Origin of the sequence: Streptomyces cinerochromogenes, from assembly GCF_014648635.1 — a bacterium.
Lineage (GTDB): Bacteria > Actinomycetota > Actinomycetes > Streptomycetales > Streptomycetaceae > Streptomyces > Streptomyces cinerochromogenes.
In genome coordinates, this window is record NZ_BMRM01000002.1 from 201298 (window position 1) to 215841 (window position 14544).

At 71.6% G+C, this 14544-nt stretch carries 12 protein-coding genes; 10 read left to right on the plus strand and 2 right to left on the minus strand.

The genetic code is table 11. From position 1 onward, the window contains the following. Positions 1–28: 28 nt before the first annotated feature. The gene (locus tag IEZ20_RS04650; RefSeq protein WP_189294811.1) at positions 29–2911 is read right to left on the minus strand and encodes a penicillin acylase family protein; all 2883 of its coding nucleotides are present in this window, start codon (positions 2909–2911) and stop codon (positions 29–31) included. A gap of 222 nt (positions 2912–3133) precedes the next feature. Here IEZ20_RS04650 and IEZ20_RS04655 point away from each other — a divergent pair, with 222 nt between their 5' ends. The 6 genes from IEZ20_RS04655 to mscL all read left to right on the plus strand — a co-directional run bounded on the left by IEZ20_RS04655 (position 3134) and on the right by mscL (position 9438). Next, a complete protein-coding gene (locus IEZ20_RS04655; RefSeq protein ID WP_189295345.1) occupies positions 3134–4633 on the plus strand; it encodes a potassium/proton antiporter in 1500 nt (499 codons plus the stop codon). A 375-nt stretch (positions 4634–5008) separates the two neighbouring features. After that, the gene (locus tag IEZ20_RS04660; protein WP_189294812.1) at positions 5009–6304 is read left to right on the plus strand and encodes an MFS transporter; all 1296 of its coding nucleotides are present in this window, start codon (positions 5009–5011) and stop codon (positions 6302–6304) included. A gap of 67 nt (positions 6305–6371) precedes the next feature. Beyond that, positions 6372–6698: an FmdB family zinc ribbon protein gene (locus IEZ20_RS04665; RefSeq protein ID WP_189294813.1), complete on the plus strand. Its 327-nt coding sequence runs from the start codon at positions 6372–6374 to the stop codon at positions 6696–6698. 142 nt (positions 6699–6840) lie between these two features. Beyond that, positions 6841–7674 (plus strand): S-methyl-5'-thioadenosine phosphorylase, encoded by an 834-nt coding sequence (locus tag IEZ20_RS04670; protein WP_189294814.1) that lies wholly within the window; start codon positions 6841–6843, stop codon positions 7672–7674. 324 nt (positions 7675–7998) lie between these two features. Further along, entirely contained in the window at positions 7999–8823 is an 825-nt protein-coding gene (locus IEZ20_RS04675) for an RcpC/CpaB family pilus assembly protein (RefSeq protein WP_229895908.1), read from the plus strand. A 138-nt stretch (positions 8824–8961) separates the two neighbouring features. Continuing rightward, positions 8962–9438 carry a large conductance mechanosensitive channel protein MscL gene (gene mscL, locus IEZ20_RS04680; RefSeq protein ID WP_189294816.1) on the plus strand — a complete coding sequence of 159 codons (477 nt, stop codon included), beginning with the start codon at positions 8962–8964 and terminating at the stop codon, positions 9436–9438. 19 nt (positions 9439–9457) lie between these two features. Here the strand turns inward: mscL and IEZ20_RS04685 are convergent, their stop codons facing one another. Beyond that, a complete protein-coding gene (locus IEZ20_RS04685) occupies positions 9458–9634 on the minus strand; it encodes a hypothetical protein (protein ID WP_189294817.1) in 177 nt (58 codons plus the stop codon). A gap of 137 nt (positions 9635–9771) precedes the next feature. On the opposite strand from IEZ20_RS04685, the gene IEZ20_RS04690 reads away from it, so the two are divergent. The 4 genes from IEZ20_RS04690 (at position 9772) to IEZ20_RS04705 (ending at position 14483) form a co-directional block, all read left to right on the plus strand. Continuing rightward, entirely contained in the window at positions 9772–11010 is a 1239-nt protein-coding gene (locus tag IEZ20_RS04690) for a low temperature requirement protein A (RefSeq protein WP_189294818.1), read from the plus strand. Between the two features lie 41 nt (positions 11011–11051). Further along, on the plus strand, positions 11052–12134 hold the full coding sequence (locus IEZ20_RS04695) for a P1 family peptidase (protein WP_189294819.1): 1083 nt from the start codon (positions 11052–11054) through the stop codon (positions 12132–12134). Between the two features lie 224 nt (positions 12135–12358). Continuing rightward, entirely contained in the window at positions 12359–13579 is a 1221-nt protein-coding gene (locus IEZ20_RS04700) for a L,D-transpeptidase (RefSeq protein WP_189294820.1), read from the plus strand. Between the two features lie 157 nt (positions 13580–13736). Beyond that, a complete protein-coding gene (locus tag IEZ20_RS04705) occupies positions 13737–14483 on the plus strand; it encodes a DUF6227 family protein (protein WP_189294821.1) in 747 nt (248 codons plus the stop codon). The last annotated feature ends 61 nt before the right edge of the window (positions 14484–14544 follow it).

A 14544-nucleotide genomic window follows, 5' to 3' on the forward strand; every position in this document is an offset into this window, starting at 1 on the left:
CGTTCGGCGGTGTGCCGTCAGGGGGCGGTCACGGTGTGAGGACGAGGGTGTCGCTCGTGCTCTGGTCCACCGCCTTGCCCGAGAACGACCAGGGCAGCAGCTCGCCCTTGGCCCACTTGCCCGTCTGGTCCGTGTAGTGCGCGCTGAACGCGTGCCCGGAGGCACCGCTCAGGTTGATCCACTTGGACTTGTCGAGGTCGGCGAGGTTGACCACCATCCGCATGGACGGCACCCAGACCACGTTGTAGCCGCCGGCGGCGTTCCAGCCGGTCGCGTTCACCGTGGACTCGCCGCCGCTGAGCTTCCAGGGGCCGCGGTTCAGGAGGTACTGCAGGACCTTGGGGCCGTCGGTGCCGAGCGTCTGGTTCTTCAGGAACAGCCGGTGCAGGCGGCCCCAGCTCCAGGTGTCGATGTCCTTGCCGAGCTTGGCGGTCAGCTCCCAGCGGGCGTCGATCATCGCCCGGCGGAAGAGCTGGTCGCGGTTGTCGGCGCCGGGCCGGGTGCCCGACTTGGCCGTCTTCCACCAGTCGCTGTCCGGCTTGTCCATCAGGGTGCGCACGACCTCGAACCAGCGGTCGCCGCCGTCCGGCTGCGCCTGGTCGGCGTCGCGCTGACCGCACTCGCGCACCTTGGTGTCGTCGTCCACCGGGCCGGTGCTGTCGATCTTGTCGACCCACAGGCACTGCCCCTTGACGCGGACCTCCTTGGGGAGCTTGTTGCCGAAGGCGAGCTTGAGGATGTTGCGCCAGACGGCGTTGAAGTACGCGGCCGCCGCCGAGTCGGCCTCCTGGGTGTAGTCCCAGCCCTCCAGCAGCTTCTGCGCCTGGCGGACGTCCGGGTCGTCCAGGTTGATCTTCAGCAGCTTGGGCACCAGCAGCTTGGCGATCTCGCTGCTGTTGTCCAGCTGCATCTGGCGCATGTCGTCGGTGGAGATCTTGCCGCCGTCCTTGACCTTGGACTCGATCAGGTCGGAGATGCGCTGGCTGCGGGTGCCGTAGCCCCAGTCGGTGGTGAGGGTGTACGGGTACTTCTCCGGGTCGACCACGGCCTGGTTGGCGGTGACGATGTAGCCGCGCTTCGGGTCGTACTCGTAGGGCAGCTCGTCCTGCTTGATGAAGCCGGTCCAGCGGTACTTCGAGTCCCAGCCCGGTGCCGGGACGGCGCCGGTGTCCTTGGCGGAGCGGGTGGGGATCCTGCCGGGCAGCGTGTAGCCGATGTGGTTGTCCGTGCTCGCGAAGACCAGGTTCTGCGAGGGCACGTCGAACAGGGCCGCCGCCGCGCGGAACTCGTTCCAGTCCCCGGCCTTGTCGAGGGCGAACACGGCGTCCATCGTCGTGCCCGGGTCGAGCGCGGTCCACCTGAGGGCGATGCCGTAGCCGTCGCCGCGGTCGGGCGCGGCGGTGTTCACCGAGGCCTTCCTGCCGACCTGGACGAGTTCGTCGTCGCGGTCGGACAGCAGCGGCATCCCGTCCTGGGTCTGGCGGACGACGATCGTCTTGTCCTTGCCGCCGGCGACCTTGATGGTCTCCTCGCGGGTCTTGAACGGGCGGACCTTGCCGTCGTACAGGTAGCCGTTCGCGCTGACCTTCTCCAGGTAGAGGTCGGTGACGTCGACGCCGGAGTTGGTCAGGCCCCAGGCGATCTTCGCGTTGTGGCCGATGATCACACCGGGCATGCCGGCGAACGTGTAACCCGTGACGTCGTACTGGCACTTGCTGGAGACGGTCCGGCAGTGCAGGCCCATCTGGTACCAGACGGACGGCAGGGACGCCGACAGGTGCGGGTCGTTGGCGAGCAGCGGCTTGCCCTTGACGGTGTACTTCCCGGCGACCACCCAGGAGTTGGAGCCGATGCCCTGGCCGTTCACGCCGACGGCCGTCGGCAGGTCGTCCAGGACGCTGTAGAGGCCGCCGAGCTGGCTCGTGAGGCCCGAACCGGTCCCGGTCGAGCCGGCGGTGCCGGCGGTGCCGGTCCCGCCCGCGGAGGAGCCCGTGGCGCCGGTGGTACCGGTGGTGCCGGTGGTGCCGGTCCCGCCCGTGGTCCCCGTGGACCCGGTGGTCCCCGTGGTCCCCGTCGTGCCCTGGGAGCCGGTGGCGCCGCTCTGCCGGAAGGCCTTGGCCAGCTCGTCGTACTGGCCTTCCTGGACGATCGGCTTGTTGCGGCCGTACGGGTACGCCGGGTACAGGTCCTGGATCTGCTGCGGCCCGAGGCGGCTGGTCATCAGGGCGCGGTCGATCTCGTCCTGCATGTTGCCGCGCAGGTCCCAGGCCATCGCCTTCAGCCACGAGACGGAGTCGACCGGGGTCCACTTCTGCGGCTGGTAGTCGTTGGTGAAGCCCAGGGCCGCGTACTCCAGCGAGATGTCCTTGCCGCTCTTGCCCTGGAGGTAGGCGTTGACCCCCTTGGCATAGGCCTGGAGGTACTTCTTCGTGGCGGCCGACAGCTTGGTGTCGTACTCCTGCTGGGCGATCCGGTCCCAGCCGAGGGTGCGCAGGAACGCGTCGTTGTCGACCTGGCTCTTGCCGAACATCTCCGACAGGCGCCCGGAGGTCATGTGCCGGCGCACGTCCATCTCGTAGAACCGGTCCTGCGCCTGGACGAAGCCCTGCGCCATGAACAGGTCCTCGTCCGAGGAGGCGTAGATCTGCGGGATGCCGTAGCCGTCCCGCTTGACGTCGACCGGTCCGGACAGGCCGTCGAGCCTGATCGATCCCGTGGTCTGCGGGAAGGAGGCGCGGACCGTGCTGATCGACCAGTACGCCCCGAAGGCGACGCCGCCGATGACGGCCAGGACCAGCACAAGCACGAACAGTCGGGCTTTGCGCCCCTTTTTCCTGCCGGACTTGCCGGGCGTGGCACTCGCACCCGTGGTGGCGGTGTCACCCGTTGTGGCGGTGGTGTTGGGGGGCATCGCTGTCCTTGCTGTCCTAACGCGAGCGGCAGGTCGGGCTGTGACTTTGAATGAGCGCTGGAGCAACCATAGGCGCAGGGCCCTGTCCCGCTTGACGCGGAGTCCGGAACCAGCGCGCACGAGCGTTCGATCTTGCCTCGCGAACGTCAAGAAAGCGTCAAGACTTAGGTACGCTAACGAAGTAACCGGAGAGCACCTGCCCGATCCGAGGAGGAACGCCCGCTGACTGTCCACCACCTCAACCAGCTCCTGCTCGCCTGCTCCGTCGTCCTGCTCGTCGCCGTCGCGGCCGTCCGGATCTCCTCGCGCAGCGGGCTCCCCAGCCTGCTCGTCTACCTGGGGATCGGTGTCCTCATGGGCCAGGACGGGATCGGCGGCGTCCACTTCAACAACGCCGAAGCGACCCAGGTCATGGGATACGCGGCCCTGGTCGTGATCCTCGCCGAGGGCGGACTGGGCACGAAGTGGAAGGAGATCCGGCCGGTTCTGCCCTCCGCCTCCGTCCTGGCGACGGCGGGCGTCGCGATCAGCGTCGGTGTCACCGCGGCGGGCGCGCACTACCTGGTCGGACTGGAGTGGCGGCAGGCGCTCATCATCGGCGCGGTGGTCTCGTCGACGGACGCGGCGGCGGTCTTCTCGGTCCTGCGGAAAATCCCCCTCCCCGCGCGCGTGACGGGCACACTGGAGGCGGAGTCCGGCTTCAACGACGCCCCCGTGGTCATCCTGGTCGTCGCCTTCTCCACGGCCGGCCCGGTCGAGCACTGGTACGTCCTGCTCGGCGAGATAGCCCTGGAGCTGGCCATCGGCGCGGCCCTGGGCCTCGCGGTGGGCTGGTTCGGCGCCTGGGGACTCCGGCACGTCGCCCTGCCCGCCTCCGGCCTCTACCCGATCGCCGTGATGGCCATCGCCGTCACCGCGTACGCCGCCGGCTCCCTGGCGCACGGCAGCGGCTTCCTCGCCGTCTACCTGGCCTCCATGGTCCTCGGCAACGCCAAGCTGCCCCACTGGCCCGCCACCCGCGGCTTCGCCGAGGGCCTCGGCTGGATCGCGCAGATCGGCATGTTCGTCGTCCTCGGCCTGCTGGTCACCCCGCACGAGCTGGGCGACGACGTCTGGCCCGCCCTGGTCATCGGCCTGGTGCTGACCATGGTGGCCCGCCCGCTGAGCGTGATCGCCAGCCTGGCGCCGTTCCGGGTGCCGTGGCCGGAGCAGACGCTGATGTCCTGGGCGGGACTGCGCGGCGCCGTGCCCATCATCCTGGCGACCATCCCCATGGTGAACGGCGTCGCCGGCAGCCGCCGCATCTTCAACATCGTCTTCGTCCTGGTCGTCGTCTACACCCTCGTCCAGGGACCGACCCTGCCCTGGCTGGCCCGCACCCTGCGGCTGGGCGAGAAGGGCGAGGCCGCCGACCTCGGCATCGAGTCGGCGCCCCTGGAGCGGCTGCAGGGGCACCTGCTGTCCGTCTCCATCCCCGGAGGCTCCCGGATGCACGGCGTGGAGGTCAACGAGCTGCGGCTGCCGCCCGGCGCTGCCGTCACCCTGGTCGTGCGCGAGGAAAAATCGTTTGTTCCCCTGCCCACGACGGTGCTCCGGCACGGCGACGAACTGCTGGTGGTGGCCACCGACCCGGTCCGCGACGCGGCGGAACGACGCCTGCGCGCGGTAGCGCACGGCGGCAAGCTGGCGGGCTGGCTGGGCACGGACGGCAACCGTGGGTGAGCGGCACGGCATCGACGGTGACGGTTCACGGCCACGGCCGGCGAGCCCCGCCGCACCCACGGTGAGCGTCACGGCGCCCGGCGACGGGTCCTGAAGCGATCGGCGACCGGCCGCGAAGCGACCAGCGGTGGCCCTGCGGCAATCACAGGTGGGCCCCGCGACGGTGCTCATTTTCACAGGGGCACAAGCCATGATCCCTGTAGTATGAAGGGACCCTGATCGAACCAACTCTGCCTGATGCAGAGCTGGCGCGACCGTATGGCGGCCGGAACGCCCTAGGCAGTGGCACCGGTATCTACCGCAGTTCCGCGCAAGAGGACAGCTCTCGGCGCCCCCGCACGGGCGCGCTACCAGGCCGGAAGAAAGGCACGGGCCGTGGCATCCACGGTCACCACCGAGCCGGCGGAGAACCCGCCGCCCTCGTCCCGCCCGGGATACGGACAGCTGCTGCGCACCCGCGGCGCCTGGACCTTCCTGCTCCCCGGCTTCGCGGCACGCCAGCCGTTCGCGATGCTCACCCTCTCCATCGTGCTGCTCGTCCAGCACACCACCGGCTCGTACGGTGCGGCGGGCGCCGTGGCGGCTGCCACCGGCGTCTCCATGGCGCTGTTCGCGCCCTACGGCGGCCGCCTCGCCGACCGCTACGGCCAGCGTGCCGTCCTGGTCCCCGGCGTCCTGGTGCACACCCTCGCCGGCCTCACCCTGACGGCGCTCGCGCTGGCGCACGCGCCCCTGTGGGCGCTGTTCCTGGCGGCCGTCCCGACCGGCGCCTCGGTGCCGCAGGTCGGCCCGATGGTGCGGGCCCGCTGGGGCGTGAAGCTCCAGGGCTCGCCCCTGATGACCACCGCGGCGGCGTTCGAGTCGGTCACCGACGAGCTGACCTTCGTCTTCGGCCCCCTGCTGGCGACCGCGCTGTGCACCGCCGTGGCACCGGCGGCGGGCCTGTTCACGGAGGCCGCGCTGACGCTCGTCGGCGGTCTGCTGTTCGCCGCGCAGAAGAGCACGCAGCCGCCGGTGTCCGCCGACAGCGGCCACGCGCGCGTGCGGCACGCCTCGGCGCTGCGCGTCCCGGGCGTGCGCGTGCTGGTCGTCACCTTCCTGGGCATCGGCTCGGTCTTCGGCGGCATGCAGGTCTCGCTCGCGGCCTTCACGGAGTCCATCGGCGAGCCCGGCCTCAACGGCGTCCTGTACGGCGTCTTCGCCGCCGGCAACATGCTGTCCGGCATCGCGTGCGGCGCCATCGCCTGGAAGGCGGCCCCCCAGAAGCGCATCGTGATCGGTTACGCGGCGCTCGCGCTGGCGGCGTCCGCGCTGTGGACGGCCCACTCGGTGCTGCTGCTCGCCGCGCTCGGCCTGCTGGTCGGCATGTGCATCGCGCCGTCGCTGATCACGGGCTACACGCTGGTCGAGAACCTGGTCCCGGCCGGCGCCCGCACCGAGGCCTTCACCTGGCTGACCGGCGCTGTCGCGCTCGGCCAGGCCGCCGCCGTGACGGTCGCCGGACAGCTGGAGGACCGGCTGTGGGACGGCGCCGGGTTCCTGGTGCCGATGGCCGGCACCGTGCTCGCGCTGCTGACCCTGGTCACGCTGCGGTCCCGGCTGGCGCCGCGGCACGCGAACCGCACGGTCGCGCGTGGCGTCGGTCACCGCGTGCCGGTCACGGTGGACTGATCCCCGGGAATACGTCACTATGGAACGTCGTTAGCACTCATTGAGTGAGAGTGCCAGGAGGAAGACAGTGCCGACCTACCAGTACCAGTGCACCGAGTGCGGCGAGGGCCTTGAGGCGGTGCAGAAGTTCACCGACGACGCCCTGACCGAGTGCCCCAGCTGCAAGGGCCGCCTGAAGAAGGTGTTCTCCGCGGTCGGCATCGTCTTCAAGGGCTCCGGGTTCTACCGCAACGACTCCCGCGGCTCCACGTCGAGCAGCACCCCGGCGTCGAAGCCGGCCGGCTCCTCGTCCGACTCGAAGACGTCCTCGTCGTCGACGTCCTCGACGTCCTCGTCGTCGACGTCCTCGTCTTCGTCGTCCTCGTCCGGCTCCGCCAGCAGCTCCGCCGCCTGAGACCTCTCGCCCGAGAACTCTCATCTGAGAACTCTCGCGCCGGGAACTCTCGTCCAGACCCTGCCGTCACCCGACGGCGGGGTCTTCGGCGTTCCCCGGCACCCGCTCCCCGGCGCCTTCCCGGGCCGCTAGTGTGCTGGTCATGGCGAACGCAGAGATCGGCGTAATCGGCGGTTCGGGTTTCTACTCCTTCCTCGACCACGTGACCGAGGTCCAGGTGGACACCCCCTACGGAGCGCCCAGCGACTCCCTCTTCCTCGGCGAGATCGCCGGCCGGAGGGTCGCCTTCCTGCCGCGGCACGGCCGCGGCCACCACCTGCCGCCCCACCGCATCAACTACCGCGCCAACCTGTGGGCGCTGCGCTCGGTCGGCGTCCGGCAGGTCCTCGGCCCCTGCGCGGTGGGCGGGCTGCGCCCCGAGTACGGCCCGGGCACCCTGCTCGTGCCGGACCAGTTCGTGGACCGTACGAAGTCCCGGGCGCAGACCTACTTCGACGGGCTTCCGCTGCCCGACGGCACCGTGCCGAACGTCGTGCACGTCTCCATGGCCGACCCCTACTGCCCCACCGGGCGGGCCGCCGCGCTGAAGGCGGCCCGCGGCCGGGACTGGGAACCGGTGGACGGCGGCACCCTGGTCGTGGTCGAGGGCCCGCGCTTCTCCACACGCGCCGAGTCGCTGTGGCACCGGGCCCAGGGCTGGTCGGTGGTGGGCATGACCGGCCATCCCGAGGCCGCGCTCGCCCGGGAGCTGGAGCTGTGCTACACGTCCCTGACCCTGGTCACCGACCTCGACGCGGGCGCCGAGACCGGTGAGGGCGTCTCGCACGAGGAGGTGCTGGAGGTGTTCGCGGCCAACGTGGACCGGCTGCGCGGTGTCCTGTTCGACGCGGTGACGGCCCTGCCGGCGACCGGGGAGCGGGACTGCCTGTGCGTGAACGCTCTGGGCGGGATGGACCCGGGGTTCGAGCTGCCGTAGGGCAACGGACGGGGAGGGCGCCGGCCTGGGAGCGGGAGCCGGCCTGGGGGCGGGAGCCGGCCTGGGGGCGGGAGCCGGCCTGGGAGCGGGAGCCGCTCGGGAACGGAGCCTGCCGGGGGGCGGGAGCCGCTCGGGAACGGCGGGTGGGCGGAACCTCTCGTTCGGGTGGGCGAGTTGTCCACAACCGACCGGTGATCCACCGACTCCGGCGGGATCCGGCGCGAGGCCCCATCGTGGGAGCGCAAGCCGAACTCCTCGTCGCAGGCGGTGACCCCCATGCCCTCGCCCTCCCCCTCCCCCGCCACGTCCTCACTCCTCCCCACCATGTCCCCGTCCCCGCTCCTCCGCACCACGCCCCCGCCCGCCCCCATCACGCCCTCGTCCCCACCGTCCCCGCTCTCCCCCACCACGCCCTCTCCCTCCGCCCGCTCTCCTTTCCCGCCTCCCCTCCGGCTGCCGCGCCCGCTGGGCACGGACGCCCCGCCGACCCGTGAGGTGCCCCCGTTCGACCCGGTGCGGGTGTGCGGCGGCCGGTACCGGCTGCAGCGGCTGGTACGGCATCGTCGGCGGGCGGTCGTGGTCGGCCTCGCGGTGACCGCGGCGGCGCTCGTGGCGGCGGGCCCCCGCGCCGGAATGCCCGGCGTCACCGGTACGGAACCGCACGGCACGGACGGGCCCCGCGGCCACCCGGCGGTCGCCGAGCCCGCGCGAGGGCACCCGGACGCGGGCCCTGTCCCGGGGAACACGGTCACGGCACCTGTACGACGGCCCCCGGCGGCCGACGTCGTGTCGGCACCGGTGCGGATCGCCGACGCGGCGACGGTGCGGCTGCTCCGGCCCGGTGACCGCGTCGACGTGATCGCCGCCGCGGACCCGTCGGCCGGGCGCGGGGAGGCGCGGGTGCTCGCACGCGGGGTCCGGGTGACGACGGTGCCCGAGATGCCCCAGGGCGCTGCGGGGGCTGCGGGGCATGCGGGGCCCGACGCGCCCGCGCCGTCGGTCGTGGGGCCTGCGGGACCGGACGCGCCGGGGCCGTCGGTCGGTGCGGCGGAGAGCGGTGCGCTGGTCGTGCTGGCCGTACCGCGGGCCACGGCGGCCCGGCTGGTCGGCGCGGGCGCCACCGCCCGCCTGGCGGTGACGCTGTGCTGAACCAGTTCCGACGCGCCCCCGGCGGTCTGCTGTCAGGACCCTCGATCGAGCGATGGGAGTGGACACACCGGCCGCACCGTGCCGTAGGTTGCGGAGCGTTTCATTCCACAGCCTGTGCATACGAGGAGAGTCCCCGAGGTGAGCGCGAAGCAGGAACCGAGCGTCTGGCAGGGCTTCAAGGCCTTCCTGATGCGCGGCAACGTCGTCGATCTGGCAGTCGCGGTGGTCATCGGCGCGGCCTTCACGAACATCGTCAACTCGGTGGTGAAGGGGATCATCAACCCGCTGGTCGGAGCGATCGGCACGCAGAACCTCGACAGCTACAGCACCTGTCTGAAGGACCCGTGCCAGGTGGGCGCGGACGGCACGGTGAAGAGCGGGGTGCCGATCATGTGGGGCTCCGTCCTGGGCTCCACACTCAGCTTCCTGATCACCGCGGCGGTGGTGTACTTCCTGATGGTGCTGCCGATGTCGAAGTACCTGGCGCGGCAGTCGGCCCGGAAGGCGGCGCGGGAGGGCACGAAGGAGGTCATGGAGGTGACCGAACTGGAGGTGCTCAAGGAGATCCGCGACGCGCTGGTCGCGCAGCGCGGGGCCGGGCGCGACGAGCGCTAGCGGCGCTGCGGCGCACGGCTCACAGGTGGTGGGGCGGCTTCTCGTCCAGGAAGCGCCTCAGGTCGGCGGCGCTGTCGCCGGCCGGGCGTTCGCCCCAGCCGCGGTCGGTGTCGTCCGAGGACTGCTGGTCCAGCGGGTCGTCGAAGACCAGCGCGGGCTTCGGGTCGCGCGGCTCGGGCTCGGGGACGGTGCTCATGCCACCAGGGTACGGCGCCCGCCGCTCCGGTCCGACGGCCCGCTCCCTCCCCACGCGGACCGCCCCCGCCGCCTCTCCCCCAGTGCTTGTGAATGCCTTCACAAGATTTCGGGCCGGTTTTCTGCTGTGCTGGGACCATGACGTCGAGTTCCGCCCCGGCGCCCGCCTCCTCGGGCGCACCGCAGCCCTCCGGTCCCCTGCGACGGCTCACCGCGCGCGGGCGCGACGAGGCGCACCGCGTCGCGTCCCCGCTGGAGCTGTTCTTCGACCTGTGCTTCGTCGTGGCGATCGCGCAGGCGGGCGTGCAACTGGTGCACGCCGTCGCGGAAGGGCACGCGGGCAGGGGCATCCTCGACTACGCGATGGTGTTCTTCGCCATCTGGTGGGCGTGGATGAACTTCAGCTGGTTCGCCTCGGCGTACGACAACGACGACGCGCTGTACCGGGTCGTCACCCTGGTACAGATCGCCGGTGTCCTGGTCCTGGCCGCCGGCGTCTCCCGGGCCGCCGTCCAGCACGACTTCCTGCTGGTCTGGCTCGGCTATGTGATCATGCGGCTGGCGATGGCCTGGCAGTGGCTGAGGGCCGCGAGATCGGCCACGGGTGCGGAGCGGACCACCGCGCTGCGGTACGCGTACGGCGTGCTGCTGTGCCAGGCCGGCTGGCTCGGCCTGGTGCTGCTGCCCGAGCCGTCCCGGCCGTGGGTGTTCCTCGTGATGGTGATCGCGGAACTGTGCGTGCCGCTGTACGCCGAGAAGGTGCAGGAGACCTCCTGGCACCCGCATCACATCGCCGAGCGGTACGGCCTGTTCACGATCATCGTGCTCGGCGAGACGATCGCCGCGGCCACGGTCGCCGTGAAGTCGGGCGTGGACGAGCACAACGCGCTGGGCGAGCTGCTGCCCATCGCGGCGGGCGGCCTGCTGATCGTCTTCGCCGCCTGGTGGATCTACTTCGTGGTGCCCATCCACGGGCACCTGCGCTCCAGCCGGCGGGCGTTCGTCTGGGGCTACGGGCACTACCTCGTCTTCGCCTCGGCCGCGGCGATCGGCGCCGGTCTGGAGGTGGCCGTGGAGCAGGCGGTCGGCAAGGCCCACATCTCCACCCTGTCCGCCTCGGCCGCCGTCACCCTGCCGACCGCGCTGTACCTGCTGACCGTGTGGGCGCTGCACTCCCGCCACTTCAAGGTCGGCCTCACCCAGCAGCTCGTCCTGCCGGTCACGGCCCTGCTGGTGATCTGCTGCACCTTCCTGGGCCGGTGGGCGGTGCTCGCGGCGGGGCTCGTCTCCTCGGCCGCGGTGGTGACCGGGGTGGCCCTGACGGCGCGCACGACCGCCCGGGACCGCGCGGCGGACGCCGCCGCCGGGGCCGGCTGAGTGCTTCGGGGCAGGGCGCCCGCTGCGCCAGACTGGCGTCCATGACAGCTGACGCTCTGACGGACGTCGCCGGGCTGCGGGTGGGGCACGCCACCCGACGCGGCGGCGGCTGGCTCACCGGCACGACGGTCGTCCTCGCCCCGGAGGGCGGTGCCGTCGCCGCCGTGGACGTGCGGGGCGGCGGTCCCGGCACCAAGGAGACCGACGCCCTCGACCCGCGCAACGTGGTGCAGAAGGTCGACGCCGTGGTGCTGACCGGGGGCAGCGCGTACGGGCTCGACGCGGCCTCCGGGGTGATGGCCTGGCTGGAGGAGCAGGGGCGCGGGGTGCCGGTGGGGGCGGACCCGGCGCATGTCGTGCCGGTGGTACCGGCCGCGTGCGTCTTCGACCTGGGGCGCGGCGGCGACTTCCGGGCGCGTCCGGACGCGGCGACGGGACGTGCGGCGGTCGAGGCCGCGGCGGCCACGGTGCCGGGTGCGCCGGTGCCGGAGGGGTGCGTCGGCGCCGGCACGGGTGCCGTCGCGGGGCGGCTCAAGGGCGGGGTGGGCACGGCGAGCACGGTGCTCGGCTCGGGCGTCACCGTGGCGGCGCTGGTGGTCGCGAACCCCGCGGGGGCGGTGCTGGATCCCGGGACGGGCGTGTTGTACGGGGAGTTGTTCGAGGGGCGGGTGGAGTACCCGGAGGAGCGCGTGCACGCAGCCGCGCTCCGGCGCCTGGACGAGGCCGCCGCCGGGAACGCGCCGACGCCGCTCAACACGACGCTGGCGGTGGTCGCGACGGACGCGGACCTCTCCAAAGCCCAGGCGCAGAAGCTGGCGGGCACGGCGCACGACGGGATCGCGCGCGCCGTCCGGCCGGTGCACCTCCTGCACGACGGCGACACGGTGTTCGCGCTGGCGACCGGCGCCCGCCCGCTCGACCCGCACCCGCTCGCGCTCAACGGCATCCTGGCCGCAGGCGCGGACCTGGTGACCCGCGCGATCGTACGAGCCGTGCGCGCCGCCGAGTCGGCCGCCGGTCCGGGCGGAGTGTGGCCGTCGCACGGCGAGTTGTACGGCGGTCAGGGGAACTGCACGACCGGTAGGGGAACTGCCCGGCCGTCAGGGAAGCTGCACGGCCGGTAGGAAAGTCGTACGGCCGGCAGGGAAGTCGCACGGCCGGCAGTCAAGTCGGCACGGCTGACACCGGCGTTTTCCCGGCCTCGGGAGCGGGGGTTGAGCCCTGGATTGTCGCGGTTCTGTCACGTGATGGCGTTCAGCGGAGTGGAAGGGAACCTTCCGCAGTGCCGGAGCCTCTTTCTCCACGCACTGGAACGGACCACGCACATCACACGAACCTGGAGCAGCCCGTGACAACGCCGGACATTGCAGCGCGGCGCGCACTCGGGGCCTGTGCCGCCCTGATGGTCGGCGCCCTCACCCTGACCGCGTGCGGCGGCAGCGCCAACGCGAACAACGACGACGGCAAGGGCGGCAAGGACTCCCCGAAGACGTCGACGGCGAAGATCGCGATCTCGGCCAAGGACGGTTCGACCGGGGCGTCCATCAACGCCACCGGGGTGAAGGTCAGCGACGGCAAGCTGGCCGACGTGAAGATGACGGTGGCGGGGTCGGGGCAGGCCGTGCCGGGCGCGATATCGGCGGACGGCCACACCTGGAAGCCGAAGGAGCAGCTGGAGCGCGGCACCAAGTACCAGATAGCCGCGACCGCGAAGGACGCCGAGGGGCGCACGGCGGCGGCCAACTCCATCTTCACCACCGTCAGCTCGTCGAACAGCTTCATCGGCACCTACACGCCGGACGACGGCTCGACAGTCGGCGCGGGCATGCCGGTGTCGTTCACCTTCGACAAGTCCATCACCGACAAGAAGGCCGTGCAGTCCCACATCACGGTCAACTCCACCAGCGGCCAGCAGGTGGTCGGGCACTGGTTCGGCGACCGGCGCCTCGACTTCCGGCCGCAGGAGTACTGGAAGGCCGGGTCCAAGGTCACGCTCTCCATCGACCTGGACGGCGTCGAGGGCGCGAAGGGCGTCTACGGCGTGCAGAAGAAGACCGTCACCTTCACGATCGGGCGCTCGCAGGTCTCCACGGTCGACGTGAACACGCAGACCATGACGGTCGTGCGGGACGGCAAGACGATCAAGACGGTGCCGATCTCGGCGGGCAGCCCGCAGCACACCACGTACAACGGGCAGATGGTGATCTCCGAGAAGTTCGTGCAGACCCGTATGAACGGCTCGACGGTCGGCTTCGGCGGGGAGTACGACATCCCGGACGTGCCGCACGCGATGCGGCTGACGACGTCGGGGACGTTCATCCACGGCAACTACTGGTACAACAAGGGCAACCCGCCCTTCGGCCGGGAGGGCACCAGCCACGGCTGCGTCGGCCTCGCGGACGCGCAGGGCGCCCAGGGCGCCACCGAGGCCAAGTGGTTCTTCGACAACTCCCTCGTCGGCGATGTCGTGATCGTGAAGAACTCGCCCGACACGACGGTCTCCCCCGACAACGGGCTCAACGGCTGGAACATGTCGTGGAGCGCCTGGACCGCGGGAAGCGCCGCCTGAACGGCGGGTTTTGACGGAACGGCGGGCCGCGCGGGAACTTTTCGCGCGGCCCCGGTGTTTTCCTGGCGTACGTTTTCTCGGTTCCCGGACATGATGTCCGACCGAGGGGCTACGGTATGCACCCACAAGGTGACATGCAGCAACGCCGGGAGAAACCTTGAGCGTTCCGTACGAGACGGCAGCGTACGAACCAGCCGAGTCGCCCGAGTCTCCTGAGGAGCATCTCGCGCGACTCCTCGGCCGTGCCCTGAACTCGTTCGAGCTGCCCGACGAGGTGATACGGCGCCTCGACTGCGCGCTGGCGCACGACAGCTCGCTGCACTCCGCGTACCACAGCGCGGGGCTGCGCCGGGAGACGTACCGGCACACCTGGCTGCTCGCCGACGGCACGGCGGTCACGCTGTGGGAGCTGGTGCACAACCCCACGCCGGGCAGCGCCCCGGAACACGAGGTGTACGTCGACGAGGAGGAACTTCAGGCCGCCACATCCCGGCTCGGCCTGCCGCCGGACGCCCAGGACTTCGAACTGCCCGCGCTGATGCGGCTGTGGGCGATCCCCGAACCCCGGCACGTGTTCGCCTCCGACGACTCCGCGGACCATGCCCGCCGGCTGCTGCGCCGCGCGGAGAACCCCGACCGGCCCGGCGCCGAGACGGCGGCGCTGCTGGCGACGGCGACCGCCCACCAGATCACCCAGGCGTTCGGCCGCCCCGGCCGGGCCGCCCGGACGGGGCTGAGCTACGCGCTGTACGAGCACGCCTTCCTGCTGCCCGACGGGACGGAGATCTCCCTGTGGGAGGTCGAGCACACGGCGACGCCCGACGGGCGGCACATGTGCGAGGTGTACATGACGGAGGACGCGGCCCGGGAGGCGATGGAGCGGCGCGCAGCACGGCAGGGATAGCACGGATGGCACGCCCGCCGTACCGGCAGATCAGGGCCCGGGACTGCCGTCCCGGGCCCTG